Here is a 13,076-nt window from a genome sequence, read left to right on the forward strand (position 1 = left end):
TCCGACGGCCGGCCGCGGAACCACCCCCTTCCGCGGCCGTCGTGACCCCCACCCGGGTCGCCCCGTACCACCAGAAACGAGCACCACCCCCGCATGTCCGCTCCCCGCATCAAGTCCCCGGCCCTCCTCGTCGCCGAGTCCGGCGCCGACCGCGCGGGCCACGGCCTCAAGCGCACGATGGGCCTGTTCCAGCTCGTCTGCTTCGGCATCGGCGCGATCGTCGGCACCGGCATCTTCGTCGGCCTGTCCGACTCGGTCGCCCAGGCCGGTCCCGCCGTCGTCGTCTCCTTCGTGCTGGCCGCGATCACCTGCGTGTTCACCGCCTTCTCGTTCGCCGAGCTCGGCGGCGCGATCCCCGTCTCCGGATCCTCGTACTCCTTCGCCTACGCGGGCATCGGCGAGACCACCGCCTTCCTCGTCGGCTGGTGCCTGCTCCTCGAGTACGGCATCTCCATCTCCGCCGTCGCCGTCGGCTGGAGCCAGTACGTCAACGAGCTGCTGCACAGCCTCACCGGATGGCAGCTGCCGGCCGCCCTGTCCGCAGGACCCGGCGACGGCGGGATCGTCAACGTCCCGGCCGTCCTCGTCATCGCCATGGCCTGCCTGCTGCTGGTGCGCGGAGTGCGCGAGAGCGCCCGGGCGACCGCCGCGATGGCCGTGCTCAAGCTCGCCATCCTCGTCGCCTTCTGCGCCATCGGCTTCTCCGCCTTCCGGCACGGCAACCTCACCCCGTTCTCGCCGGCCGGCATCGGCGGCATCGGCGCGGGCACCACCGCCGCGTTCTTCTCCTTCATCGGCTTCGACGCGATCACCACCGCCGGCGAGGAGGCCAGGAACCCGCGCCGGCACATCCCCGTCGCGATCCTCGTCTGCATCGGCCTGGTCACCCTGCTGTACTGCGCGGTCGCGCTCGCCGCGATCGGCGCCATCGGCGGTGACCAGGTCGGCGGCCGGCCCGCGGCCCTGTCGTACGTCGTCAACACGGTCACCGGCTCCACGGTCGGCGGCGCCGTGATCGCCTTCGGCGCGGTCGTCGCCATCGCCTCCGTGGTGCTGACCGTGACGTACGCCCAGTCCCGCATCCTGATGTCGATGTCCCGCGACGGCCTCGTGCCGCCCGTCCTGCAGAGGGTCTCGCCGCGCACCTCGGTACCCGTCGCCGGCACCCTGATCGTCGGCGTGGTCTTCGCGATCCCCGCGGCGTTTGCGTCGCTGGACGTCGTGGTCAACCTGTGCACCATCGGCACACTTGCCATCATGGGCGTCGTCAACATCGCCGTGATCACGCTGCGCCGCCGCGAGCCGGGCCTCGCCCGCACCTTCCGGGTGCCGCTCTACCCGGTGCTGCCGGTGCTCGGCGTCGGCTGCTCCCTGTACCTGATGTACGAGACCGGCTGGACGACCTGGATCCAGTTCGCCGGCTTCCTCGTGGTCGGCCTGCTGGTGTACGCCGGCTACGGGCGCCGGCACTCCCGGCTGGCGGCGCGGGCCGAGGGAGCGCAGGTCACGCCGGGCGCGGCCGAGGCGGAGCCGCGGACAGTCTGAACCACACCGCCTTGCCCGAGGCGGTCCGGCGGTGCCCGCAGGCGGAGCTGAGGGCGCGGATCAGCAGCAGGCCCCGCCCGTGCTCCTGCCAGGGGTCCGGGGCCGCGAGGCCCGGCCGGGTCAGGGCGCCGGGCGGGTCCGGGTCCGGGTCGTGCACCTCGACGTGGCAGCCGGTCGGCAGCAGCTCCACCACCAGCTCTATCGGACCCCGGCCCGCGGCGTGCTCCACCGCGTTCGCGACGAGTTCCGCGGTGAGCAGCTCCGCGGTGTCGCTGTCGGCCGTGTCCTCCAGCTCGGTCAGCGCCGCACGGACCAGGGCGCGGGCCACCGGCACGGCGGCCGCCGAGTGCGGCAGCGCGACGCGCCAGGACGGGTGGGGCGGCACGAAGTGCCTCCGGGAGGGGCGGTGGCCGGGCGACGGGTGGGCCGGGGCCGAAGGGGGCTCGGGCAAGGTGGGTCCGTTTCGGGGCGGGGGGCGCCCCGGTGATCAGCACCAGGTTGTCCCGCTTTCGACGAGGGGAATGGTACGGGGGCCCGCCACGCGATCTTGAGGCGGCCTCGGCTCCGGGACCGCCGGTGCCGCGCACGCACATGTATCGCGCACTCGTGACGACAGTCATGAACAGGTGATAACTTCGGTGGGGTGAGCCGAGCCGTCGCGGCAGCGGCCCGCCGCGGCGGCGGTGCGTGGCAGTCCCCCCGAGGAGGCCCTACGTCATGAGTCCCTTCACCGGCTCCACCGAGCGCACCTCCCACTGGCGCCATCTGCGCGTCGAGCGCGCCGACGGCGTCGCCACGGTCACCCTCGCCCGCCCCGACAAGCTCAACGCGCTCACCTTTGGCGCCTACGCCGACCTGCGCGACCTGCTCGCCGAACTGTCCCGCGAGCGGGCCGTGCGCGCCCTGGTACTGGCCGGCGAGGGCCGCGGCTTCTGCTCAGGCGGCGACGTGGACGAGATCATCGGCGCCACCCTGAGCATGAACACCTCCGACCTGGTCGACTTCAACCGGATGACCGGGCAGGTCGTGCGGGCCGTACGGGAGTGCCCCTTCCCGGTGATCGCGGCGGTGCACGGGGTGGCGGCCGGGGCGGGAGCGGTCCTGGCGCTGGCCGCGGACTTCCGGGTCGCGGACCCCACCGCCCGGTTCGCCTTCCTCTTCACCCGCGTCGGCCTGTCCGGCGGCGACATGGGCGCCGCCTATCTGCTGCCCCGCGTGGTCGGGCTCGGCCACGCCACGCGGCTGCTGATGCTCGGCGAGCCGGTCCGGGCGGCCGAGGCCGAGCGGATCGGCCTGATCAGCCACCTCACCGACGAGGGCAGCGCCGACGAGGCCGCACGGGCCCTGGCCCGCCGGCTGGCCGACGGCCCCGCCCTGGCCCACGCCCAGACCAAGGCCCTGCTCACCGCCGAACTGGACATGCCCCTGTCCGCCGCGGTCGAACTGGACGCCTCCACCCAGGCCCTGCTGATGAACGGCGAGGACTACGCCGAGTTCCACGCGGCCTTCACCGAGAAGCGCCCGCCGAAGTGGCGGGGGAGGTGACCGCCGGTGGCCGGTGCCATGAGGGTCGCGGTCATCGGCGGCGGACCCGGCGGCCTGTACGCCGCGGCCCTGCTGAAACGGCTCGAACCGGCCCGTGAGATCACCGTCTGGGAGCGCAACGCGCCCGACGACACCTTCGGGTTCGGCGTCGTGCTCTCCGACGAGACGCTCGGCGGCATCGAACACGCCGACCCGGTGGTCTACGAGGCCCTGCGCCGGGAGTTCGTGCGCTGGGACGACATCGACATCGTGCACCGGGGCGTGAGGCACACCTCCGGCGGCCACGGCTTCGCCGCGCTCGGCAGACGGCGGCTGCTGCGCATCCTGCACGACCGCTGCCGCGCACTCGGCGTCGACCTGCGCTTTCGCACCGAGGCACCGGACCCCGAGCGCCTGACACGGACGTACGACCTGGTCGTCGCCGCCGACGGCGTGCACAGCGCCACCCGCGAGGCCTACGCCCACGTCCTGCGACCCCGGGTGACCGGCCACCGCTGCCGCTACATCTGGCTGGCCGCCGACCACGCCCTCGACGCCTTCCGCTTCGAGATCGCCGAGACCGAGCACGGCGCGATGCAACTGCACGGCTATCCGTATGCGCCGGACGCCTCGACCGTGATCGTCGAGCTGCGCGAGGAGGTGTGGCACGCGGCCGGCTTCGACCTCATGGACGAACAGGAGTCCGTCGAGCGCTGCGCCAAGATCTTCGCGGACGCGCTCGGCGGGCGGCCGCTGCGCTCCAACAAGTCCGCGTGGACCACCTTCCGCACGGTCGTCACCGAGCACTGGTCGCACGGCAACCTCGTGCTGCTCGGCGACGCCGCCCACACCGCCCACTTCTCGATCGGCTCCGGCACCAAGCTCGCCGTCGAGGACGCCCTCGCGCTCGCCGCCTGCCTGGACGAACAGCCGTCGCCGGCCGAGGCACTCGCGGCCTACGAGGAGGAGCGCAAACCGGTCGTCGCCTCCACCCAGCGCGCGGCCCGGGCCAGCCTGGAGTGGTTCGAGAACCTGGACCGCTACCTCGACCAGCCGCCCCGCCAGTTCGCCTTCAACCTGCTCACCCGCAGCCGCCGCGTCACCCACGGCAACCTCCGGCTGCGCGATCCCCGCTTCACCGACGCCGTGGAGCGCGAGTTCGGCTGCCCGCCCGGGACGCCGCCCATGTTCACCCCGTTCCGGCTGCGCGGACTGACCCTGCGCAACCGGGTCGTCGTCTCGCCCATGGACATGTACTCGGCCACCGACGGCGTCCCCGGCGACTTCCACCTCGTCCACCTGGGCGCCCGGGCGCTCGGCGGCGCGGGCCTGGTGATGACCGAGATGGTCTGCGTCGCCCCCGAGGGCCGGATCACCCCGGGCTGCGCCGGCCTGTGGACCGCGGGACAGGCCGAGGCCTGGCGGCGGATCACCGACTTCGTGCACGGACAGGCCCCGGACACCGCGATCGGCGTGCAGCTCGGCCACAGCGGGCGCAAGGGCTCGACCCGGCTGATGTGGGAGGGCATCGACGAACCGCTGCCGGAGGGCAACTGGCCGCTGGTGGCCGCCTCCCCGCTGCCGTACCGGCCGGACAGCCAGATCCCGCGCCCGCTCACCCGGGCCCAGCTCACCGACGTCCGCGAGCAGTTCACCGCCGCCGCGCGGCGTGCCGCCCGGGCCGGCTTCGACCTGCTCGAACTGCACTGCGCCCACGGCTATCTGCTCTCCGGGTTCCTCTCCCCGCTGACCAACCGGCGCACCGACGCCTACGGCGGCTCACTGGACAAGCGGCTGCGCTTCCCGCTGGAGGTCTTCGACGCCGTACGCGGAGTGTGGCCCGAGGATCGCCCGATGACCGTGCGGATCTCCGCCAGCGACTGGGCCGAGGGCGGCACGAGTGCCGCCGAGGCCGTGGAGATCGCCCGCGCCTTCGCCGCGCACGGCGCCGACGCGATCGACGTGTCGACCGGACAGGTGGTCGCCGACGAACACCCCGAGTTCGGACGGTCGTACCAGACGCCCTTCGCCGACCGGATCCGCCACGAGGTGGGCGTACCGGTGATCGCGGTCGGCGCGATCTCCTCCTGGGACGACGTCAACTCCCTGATCCTGGCCGGGCGTACGGACCTGTGCGCGCTGGCCCGCCCGCACCTGTACGACCCGCACTGGACCCTGCACGCCGCCGCCGAGCAGGGCTACGCGGGCCCGGCCACCGTCTGGCCCGCGCCCTACCGGGCGGGCAGCCGCCGCCCGCAGACCGGCCGTACCGACGCGCCCAAGCCCCGCCTGCAACTGGGCGGTTGAGCGCTGCCGGAGCCTCAAGGCCGCGGAGCCACGGAGCCTCAGAGCCCGGCGAACCCGGCGCCCGCGTCCCGCAGCCGCTCGTGCAGCCCCCGGAAGACGGCGGCCGAGCGGGCACCGGGCCAGTCGGCGGGCAGCAGCCGCGCGGGCAGTCCCGGATCGGCGTAGGGCAGATGGCGCCAGGAGTCCAGGGCGAGGAGGTAGTCGCGGTAGGCCGCCTCCGGCGGGGTGTCCGCACGCTTCTCCCAGGCACGCAGCACGCGCGCGTGCCGGTCGAGGAACGCCTCGTGCTGCGCGGCGATCGCGGCCAGGTCCCACCACCGCCCGACCGCCTGAGCGGTCGGCGTGAAGCCCAGGTGCTCGCCGCGGAAGAAGTCCACGTACGGGTCCAGGCCCAGCCGCCGCAGCGTGTGCCGGGTCTCCTCGTACAGGCGGGCCGGGGCGATCCACACGCCGGGCGCCGCCGTGCCGAAGCCGAGCCCCGCCAGTCGGGAACGCAGCACGTGCCGCTTGTTGCGCTCCGACTCCGGTACGGAGAAGACGGCGAGCACCCAGTCCTCGTCACCGGGGTGTGCCGTGGCATAGATGCGGCGGTCGCCGTCCTCGAGCAACTGCCGGGCCTCCGCGGACAGTTCGTACCCCGCCGCGGCCTGTGCCGTACGGGCGGGCAGCAGCAGCCCGCGCCGCTTGAGCCGCGACACCGAGGAGCGCACGGACGGCGCGTCCACCCCCACGGCGGCCAGCAGCCGGATCAGCTCGGCGACGGGCACGGGGCCGGGCACGAAGCGGCCGTACGCGCCGTAGAGCGTGACGATGAGGGACCTCGGGGCGTGTAGCGCCTGCTGCTCGGACACGTTGATCATTTTAGGTCGTCGGTATCACTGCTGGTCACCGTCACGGCTGGTCACCGACGGGGCCGCGTGCGGTCACCGCCGAGTACCGGCACCGCCGTGCGGTCGCCGCCGTTGTCCGTCACTGCGTTTCGCCGGCACGGCCGTTGACCGTCACCGCGGTTCGCCGTCACCGCTGGACGCCGTCGGCGCGCAGCCGGAACCGCTGGAGCTTGCCGGTGGCCGTGCGCGGCAGCGCGTCCAGGAAGACGATCTCGCGCGGGCACTTGTACGGCGCCAGCTCCGACTTGAGGTAAGCGCGCAGCGCCTCCGGGTCCCGCCCCGCGCCCTGCCGCAGGACGGCGTAGGCGACCACGACCTGCCCGCGCAACTCGTCGGGCCGCCCGACGACCGCCGCCTCCACCACGTCCGGGTGGCGCAGCAGGGCGTCCTCGACCTCAGGACCGGCGATGTTGTACCCGGCCGAGATGATCATGTCGTCGGCGCGGGCCACGTACCGGAAGTAGCCGTCGGGCTCGCGGACGTAGGTGTCGCCGGTGACGTTCCAGCCGTCCCGCACGTACACGCGCTGCCGCGGGTCGGCGAGGTAGCGGCAGCCGACCGGCCCCTGGACGGCGAGCAGCCCCGGCACTCCGTCCGGCACCGGCTCGCCGTGCTCGTCCTGCACGCGCGCGTGCCACCCCGGCACGGGCACCCCGGTCGTACCGGGCCGGATGTCGTCGTCCGCCGCGGAGATGAAGATGTGCAGCAGCTCGGTGGCGCCGATGCCGTTGACGATGCGCAGCCCGGTCCGCTCGTGCCAGGCGTGCCAGGTGGCCGCGGGCAGGTTCTCCCCGGCGGACACACAGCGCCGCAGCGAGGAGACGTCGTGGGAGTCGAGCGCGTCGAGCATCGCGCGGTAGGCGGTGGGGGCGGTGAAGAGCACGGACACCCGGTGCTCGGCGATCGCGGACAACAGCTCCCGCGGATGGGCCTGTTCGAGCAGGAGGGCGCAGGCGCCGGCGCGCATCGGGAAGACCACGAGCCCGCCGAGCCCGAAGGTGAAACCGAGCGGGGGACTGCCCGCGAACACGTCGTCCGCGCGCGGTCGGAGCACATGGCGGGAGAAGGTGTCCGCGACGGCCAGCACGTCCCGGTGGAAGTGGACGCAGCCCTTGGGCCGCCCGGTGGTCCCCGAGGTGAACGCGATGAGCGCGACGTCGTCGGCGGCGGTGTCCACGGCCCGGTACGGCACACCCGGCGCCGGACGGCGCAGCAGGTCGTCGGGGGCGTCACCCCCGTACGTCGTGACGACGAGCCCCGGTACCTCCGCCTTGGCCAGGTCGTCGACCGCCCGGACGTCGCACAGCGCGTGCCGGACCCGGGCGATCTCGCACATCGTGCGCAGCTCGTGCGGACGCTGGTGGGCCAGCACGGTGACGGCGACCGCGCCCGCCTTGAGCACGGCCAGCCAGCAGGCCGCCAGCCAGGGGGTGGTGGGGCCGCGCAGCAGCACCCGGTTGCCCGGGACCACACCGAGGTCGCCGGTCAGCACGTGCGCGATGCGGTCGACGCGGGCGCGCAGGTCGCCGTAGGTCCACGTCCGACCGGCGGCGGTACGGAACGCCGGGCGCCCGGCGTCGGGACGGTCCAGCAGCTCGGCGGCGCAGTTGAGCCGGTCGGGGTAGCGCAGTTCCGGCAGCTCGAAGCGGAGCTCGGGCCACTGGTCCGGGGGCGGCAGGTGGTCGCGCGCGAAGGTGTCGACATGCGCCGAGGCGGTCTGCCGCGCGGTGCCGTCCCTGCCGGAGTCCAAGGTGTCCACGGCCGTTCGCCCCCTTGTCGTGGTGGGCTCGCACAAGGAGCGTATCGTGTTGGTGACGGCAGTCAATGCCACGCGATACGGTGGAGGTGCCCCGGTCGGCCGCGAGGGAGAGGGGACCCGCGAATGCCCGCATTCTCGCTCGAACCGGAACAGGCGGCCTGGTGCGCCGAGTTGCGCGCCCTGGCCGCCGACCGGCTGCGCCCGCTCGCCGAGAAGGGAGAGCCGGGCCGCGTCAACCGCGCGCTCCTCACCGAACTGGGCCGACTCGGCCTGCTGGAGCGCCTGTTCAGCTCCGGCGCCCTCGAGCTGTGCCTCATGCGCGAGTCCCTGGCCCACTCCTGCACCGAGGCCGAGACCGCCCTCGCCCTCCAGGGCCTCGGCGCCCACCCCGTCCACGCCCACGGCACCCCCGCCCAGCGCGCCCACTGGCTGCCGCGGGTGACGGACGGCGACGCGGTCGCGGCCTTCGCCCTGAGCGAGCCCGGCGCGGGCTCGGACGCGGCGGCGCTGGCGCTGGCCGCCCGCCCGGACGGCCCCTCCCGCTGGCGGCTCACCGGCGAGAAGTGCTGGATCTCCAACGCCCCCGAGGCCGACTTCTACACCGTCTTCGCGCGCACCACCCCGGACGCGGGCGCCCGGGGCGTGACCGCGTTCCTGGTGCCCGCCGACCGCCCCGGCCTCACCGGCACCGCGCTGGACATGCTCTCCCCGCACCCCATCGGCTCGCTCGACTTCGACGGCGTGCCCGTCACGGCCGAGGACGTGATCGGTGAGAGGGACCGCGGCTTCCGGGTGGCCATGGGCACCCTCAACCTGTTCCGCCCCAGCGTCGGCGCCTTCGCCGTGGGCATGGCGCAGGCAGCGCTGGACGCCACCCTCGCCCACACCGCCCGCCGGGACGCCTTCGGCGGCAAGCTGAGGGACCTCCAGACGGTCGCCCACCAGGTCGCCGAGATGGCCCTGCGCACGGAGGCGGCCCGCCTGATGGTGTACGCGGCGGCGACGGCGTACGACAAGGGAGCCCCCGGCGTCCCCGGACGCGCCGCCATGGCGAAGCTGCTCGCCACCGAGACCGCGCAGTACGTCGTCGACACGGCCGTCCAACTCCACGGCGCTCGCGCCCTGCGCCGCGGCCACCTGCTCGAACACCTCTACCGCGAGGTGCGGGCTCCCCGGGTCTACGAGGGGGCGAGCGAGGTGCAACGGGGGATCATCGCGAAGGAGCTGTACGCGGGGCTGGGCGAGCAGGGGGAGGGTCGGTGACCGACTTCTGCGACCGTCGAACCGCGTACGCGCCCGGAGGCCCGGTGACCGTCGAACCGCGTACGCCCGTGGAGGCCCTGTGACCGCCGACCGTGTGAACCCGCCCGCGCTGTCCCCGCCCACCGGCTTCTCGCACGCGGTGGTCGCCACCGGCTCACGGCTGGTGTTCCTGGCGGGCCAGACGGCACTGGACGCCGACGGCAAGGTGGTCGGCGAGACTCTGCCCGAGCAGTTCGAGCGGGCGCTGACCAACCTGCTGACCGCGCTCACGGCGGCCGGCGGCACCGCCTCGGACCTGGCCCGGGTGACGGTGTACACCACGGATGTCACCGGCTACCGCGACTACGCCGCCGAACTCGGCCGGGTGTGGCGCCGGTTGGCGGGCCGCGACTACCCCGCGATGGCGGTGGTCGGGATCGTACGGCTGTGGGACGAGCGTGCCCTGGTGGAACTGGACGGCTTCGCCGTACTGGGCGAGGGCTGATCGGGGCACGTCGGCCAAGTGGTCGACCGGCACGCGCCGCCGAAGAGTGAGGGTCACGGCCGCCGTCAAGGGCACCGGGTACGAGTGGAAGCTCCTGTTCCAGAGCCACCCCGGGAGGTTCTTCCATGCCCCTGCGTCCCGCACTCGGCGCCCTCGGCGCGGCGGCGGCAGCCGTGCTCGCGCTGAGCACACCCGCCACCGCCGCTCCGGGCGACAACGTGACCATCGGCCGGACGGCCCATCTGTCGGCGGACGGCACCATCATCGTCTCCGGCACCTACCGCTGCTTCGACACACGCGGCCCGGTCTTCGTCGGCGCCGCCATCAGCCAGGCACCCTCGACCACCCGCTACGGCATCGGCGGCACCCGCGCCGTGTGCGACGGCGCCTACCACCGCTGGTACAACTCGGGCACCGTGACGGCGGACCGGCTCACCCGCGGCCCGGCCCGCGTGGAGGTCGCCCTGGTGGAACTGCGCCCCCACGGGAACCTGCCGCTGCCGGACATCCACGCCACACGCCACCGCACCGTGGCGCTCGTCAAGGACTGATCCCGCACCGGGCTGCCCGGTACCTGCGGGTGCGGGGCAGCCCGGACACGCCGGCCTCGCCAAGGTCGTCTCGTTTGTGACCTGCGACGACGGAAGTCTCCCGGCCCTTGTAACCAGGGCGCCATGAACTGCGTCCTGCCTTGAGGATGCGGGGCCAGGGGGCTTCGCAGTTCAGACGAACAGGGGGGATGAGGGTGTCCAACTCTTGTCCGAAGGACGGCCCGGAGACGGCCTGGCAGCGGTCGGCCGAGAGGAAGAAGGAAGGTCGTTCCACGTGGGGGTTCGGCGGCCTGCTCGCCGTCGTCGTGATCGGCGCCGCTGTCTCCGGCTGCGGGAGCGACGACAAGAGCGACAAGAGCGACGGGGCCGACCCGGCCGCGAGCGCACCGGCTTCGCCGTCGGCCAAGGAGTCCGAGGAGGCGCCCGCCGCCACAACTGCGGCGGATCCCGCACCCACGCAGAAGGCCGAGCCGACCACGGTGCTCACCCTCACGGGCTCCGGCACCAAGGACACGAAGGCGTTCAAGGTCGGCGACGAGTGGACGCTGTCCTACACGTTCGACTGCACCAAGGCCATGGCCGCCGTCGGCGGCAAGGGCAACTTCATTGTCTTCGACAAGGAGGACAAGCTCGTCAACGAGATGGACAAGACCGGCAAGAGCAGCAGTACGCAGCACACCTCAGGAAACCGTCGGCTTCAGATCATCAGCGAGTGTGACTGGACCGTGAAGGTCACCACCTAATTCTCCCTGATACTGCACCTGTTGGGGCCGTTCGCCCACCGCAGACATATCCCGAAGGCGCCGCCGCACCCCGCCCGGACCCGCATCGACGCGGGCCGGACGGGGCGCGGCGGCAGCCGTGTGGCCGGTTCGCAGGGCACGCAGGGCCCTGACGACGCCGCCACGACGGCCGTCGGGCGCGGGTTCACGAGCAGCAGCCTGAGCCGCCTGTGCTGGGCTGCCCGCCGTGGAGGTCGTCGTCGTGGCCGGCGGCGATCCGTGCCCATTGCGCGGTCGGCCGGCCGTCCTTGCGGAACTGCTGGCCACGCGTCTCGAACGGCTGCGGCCAGCCGGGCGGGGAGTCCTCCCAGGTCTCCTGCCGTCCGTAGACGGTCATGTCGAGGATGCCGTAGGAGGGCGCCATGGGTTCGACGCCGCGGCCGGTGGTCCAGTACGTCTCAAAGACGCGGTCCCCGTCGCGGAGGTAGATCGCTTTCATCCCGAAGCCGCGGCCGGCGAGGAGCCGTTCGTGAGACTCGGCGGGCACGGAGTACCAGGGCATGTCCCAGCCCATGAAGCGGCGGTAGCGGTCGGACTCCTCGTAGGGGCCCTGGCAGAAGACGGCGAAGGTGATGTCACGCTGGTGCAGATGGGACAGTTCGCGGACCTGGCCGGTGAAGAAGGTGCAGCCCTCGCACTGGTCGGCGGCGGGGTGGCCGTCGTGCCACATGTGATACGACACGAACAGTTGGGTGCGGTCCTCGAAGACGTCGATCAGGGGAACGACTCCGTTGCCTCCTGCGAGCGGAGTCGACGGGTCCACCTCGGTCATGGGCAGCCGCCGCCGTGCGGCAGCGATCGCGTCGCCCTCTCGGGTGTGCTCCTTCTCCCGGGCGCGCAGGGTGTCGATGGCGGCCAGCCACTCCCGGCGGGAGACGACCGGCGGCTTGTTCTCAGCAGTCATGTCCGTACTGACCCGGCAGCCCGCAAGAACTCATCGGCGGAGCCCGAGCTGCTGCCCGCGCGGGTCCCTTTCGGCCGAGGTGTTCTCGGCCGCGCGGTTGTCACCCCGCCTTCGCGGGGTCAATCCCGTACAGGGTGGAAGCGGCCACGGCCTGCTCCACGCCACAGGCCTTCTGCTCGTCGGCCGGGGCGGCCCACAGCGGTATCAAGCGCGACGCGGCGGACGACGATTCCATACGCAGGTAGTGGCAGACATCGTTGATGCGCAGAGCGAGGACGTACACGTCACCGCCCTCAGCCCTACCGGACATCGTGCTCACGGTGTCCTCGGCGGCGATCAGCCGCTTGTCCTTGAGGAAGTCCAGGGCGCCCTCCGGAGTATGCGCATAGCCCGCGGTCGCCATCTGCCGGTACGCGTACGCGCCGGTGGGCTGCCGCGCGAGGAGCGCGCCCATCTGCGCCGTCAGGCTGCCGGGCTTGCCGTCGGTCCGCGAAGCCGGGCAGGTCATGGCGGACTGGGTCACGCTGTGGGGGCCGAAACTGAACGTGTAGCGGTAGCAGCGGACGGGATAGGCGTCCGTGGCGACGGTCTCCCCGCCGGGCGGCACCAGTCCCAACATCACCTTCGCGGTGTGGACGTTACCGTCGGTCGGACCCTGCCCCGTGCTGACGCCGAGCAGTGCTCCGCCGTGCGCCTCGACCTGGGCGACGAGCGTGCCCTCGGTGAACTGCCCCCCGTAGGTCTGGCCGCCCGAGTAGAAGCCCGCGTTCACGTCTCCCCGTAGGTCCTCGGCAAGCCTGGCGGCCTGTGCGTCGACGGCGGATGTGTCCGGAGCGGTGATCCACTGGTAGAGCCGGGTGCCGGCCACTCCCGTGGCCCAGGCGACGAGTGCGGTCACCGTGAAGAGCAGGGCCCGCGACAGGGCACCGCGCTCCCGGGCCTGCCCGCAACCGGACTGCCGGTCCTGCTGAGCCCCCACAGTGTGCGTCGTCATGTCTTTTCCCCCGTCGGCAGGACGTCTCGAAAGGCTTCGCTGCCGCCGAATCCTGCCAGTTGCCCCGCGACAC

At 73.0% G+C, this 13,076-nt stretch carries 12 protein-coding genes; 7 read left to right on the forward strand and 5 right to left on the reverse strand.

From position 1 onward, the window contains the following. Positions 1-93: 93 nt before the first annotated feature. Entirely contained in the window at positions 94-1,545 is a 1,452-nt protein-coding gene (locus tag ACTYVM_RS20655; protein WP_445527330.1) for an amino acid permease, read from the forward strand. Here ACTYVM_RS20655 and ACTYVM_RS20660 read toward each other — a convergent pair. Next, on the reverse strand, positions 1,505-1,930 hold the full coding sequence (locus ACTYVM_RS20660) for an ATP-binding protein (RefSeq protein ID WP_445527331.1): 426 nt from the start codon (positions 1,928-1,930) through the stop codon (positions 1,505-1,507). The two genes, ACTYVM_RS20655 and ACTYVM_RS20660, sit on opposite strands and share 41 nt — an antisense overlap. A 332-nt stretch (positions 1,931-2,262) precedes the next feature. On the opposite strand from ACTYVM_RS20660, the gene ACTYVM_RS20665 reads away from it, so the two are divergent. Then, on the forward strand, positions 2,263-3,090 hold the full coding sequence (locus ACTYVM_RS20665) for an enoyl-CoA hydratase family protein (RefSeq protein ID WP_445527332.1): 828 nt from the start codon (positions 2,263-2,265) through the stop codon (positions 3,088-3,090). Positions 3,091-3,108: 18 nt separating this feature from the next. Next, the gene (locus tag ACTYVM_RS20670; protein WP_445527370.1) at positions 3,109-5,376 is read left to right on the forward strand and encodes a bifunctional salicylyl-CoA 5-hydroxylase/oxidoreductase; all 2,268 of its coding nucleotides are present in this window, start codon (positions 3,109-3,111) and stop codon (positions 5,374-5,376) included. A 38-nt stretch (positions 5,377-5,414) separates the two neighbouring features. On the opposite strand, the gene ACTYVM_RS20675 is transcribed toward ACTYVM_RS20670, so the two are convergent. Continuing rightward, on the reverse strand, positions 5,415-6,236 hold the full coding sequence (locus ACTYVM_RS20675) for a PaaX family transcriptional regulator (protein WP_445527333.1): 822 nt from the start codon (positions 6,234-6,236) through the stop codon (positions 5,415-5,417). Positions 6,237-6,393: 157 nt separating this feature from the next. Further along, positions 6,394-8,025, reverse strand: a complete 1,632-nt coding sequence (locus ACTYVM_RS20680; RefSeq protein ID WP_445527334.1) for an AMP-binding protein — start codon at positions 8,023-8,025, stop codon at positions 6,394-6,396. 123 nt (positions 8,026-8,148) lie between these two features. Between ACTYVM_RS20680 and ACTYVM_RS20685 the strand changes: the two genes are divergently transcribed. The 4 genes from ACTYVM_RS20685 (at position 8,149) to ACTYVM_RS20700 (ending at position 11,066) form a co-directional block, all read left to right on the forward strand. After that, positions 8,149-9,288 carry an acyl-CoA dehydrogenase family protein gene (locus ACTYVM_RS20685; protein ID WP_445527335.1) on the forward strand — a complete coding sequence of 380 codons (1,140 nt, stop codon included), beginning with the start codon at positions 8,149-8,151 and terminating at the stop codon, positions 9,286-9,288. 79 nt (positions 9,289-9,367) lie between these two features. Next, entirely contained in the window at positions 9,368-9,772 is a 405-nt protein-coding gene (locus ACTYVM_RS20690; protein WP_445527336.1) for a RidA family protein, read from the forward strand. A 125-nt stretch (positions 9,773-9,897) separates the two neighbouring features. Next, positions 9,898-10,323 carry a DUF6299 family protein gene (locus tag ACTYVM_RS20695; protein WP_445527337.1) on the forward strand — a complete coding sequence of 142 codons (426 nt, stop codon included), beginning with the start codon at positions 9,898-9,900 and terminating at the stop codon, positions 10,321-10,323. A 194-nt stretch (positions 10,324-10,517) separates the two neighbouring features. Further along, a complete protein-coding gene (locus tag ACTYVM_RS20700) occupies positions 10,518-11,066 on the forward strand; it encodes a hypothetical protein (protein WP_445527338.1) in 549 nt (182 codons plus the stop codon). A 184-nt stretch (positions 11,067-11,250) separates the two neighbouring features. Here the strand turns inward: ACTYVM_RS20700 and ACTYVM_RS20705 are convergent, their stop codons facing one another. Continuing rightward, positions 11,251-12,009: a DUF899 family protein gene (locus tag ACTYVM_RS20705; protein ID WP_445527339.1), complete on the reverse strand. Its 759-nt coding sequence runs from the start codon at positions 12,007-12,009 to the stop codon at positions 11,251-11,253. 100 nt (positions 12,010-12,109) lie between these two features. Continuing rightward, a complete protein-coding gene (locus ACTYVM_RS20710; RefSeq protein ID WP_445527340.1) occupies positions 12,110-13,003 on the reverse strand; it encodes a hypothetical protein in 894 nt (297 codons plus the stop codon). Positions 13,004-13,076 lie beyond the last annotated feature (73 nt).

The sequence above is a fragment of the Streptomyces cyslabdanicus genome (assembly GCF_052663305.1).

Bases quoted from the DNA above. Each gene is read 5' to 3' on its own strand.
- ACTYVM_RS20670 (WP_445527370.1), top strand. From the start codon at position 3,109: ATGAGGGTCGCGGTCATCGGCGGCGGACCCGGCGGCCTGTACGCCGCG.
- ACTYVM_RS20655 (WP_445527330.1), top strand. From the start codon at position 94: ATGTCCGCTCCCCGCATCAAGTCCCCGGCCCTCCTCGTCGCCGAGTCC.
- ACTYVM_RS20685 (WP_445527335.1), top strand. From the start codon at position 8,149: ATGCCCGCATTCTCGCTCGAACCGGAACAGGCGGCCTGGTGCGCCGAG.
- ACTYVM_RS20675 (WP_445527333.1), bottom strand. From the start codon at position 6,236: ATGATCAACGTGTCCGAGCAGCAGGCGCTACACGCCCCGAGGTCCCTC.
- ACTYVM_RS20695 (WP_445527337.1), top strand. From the start codon at position 9,898: ATGCCCCTGCGTCCCGCACTCGGCGCCCTCGGCGCGGCGGCGGCAGCC.
- ACTYVM_RS20665 (WP_445527332.1), top strand. From the start codon at position 2,263: ATGAGTCCCTTCACCGGCTCCACCGAGCGCACCTCCCACTGGCGCCAT.
- ACTYVM_RS20705 (WP_445527339.1), bottom strand. From the start codon at position 12,009: ATGACTGCTGAGAACAAGCCGCCGGTCGTCTCCCGCCGGGAGTGGCTG.
- ACTYVM_RS20710 (WP_445527340.1), bottom strand. From the start codon at position 13,003: ATGACGACGCACACTGTGGGGGCTCAGCAGGACCGGCAGTCCGGTTGC.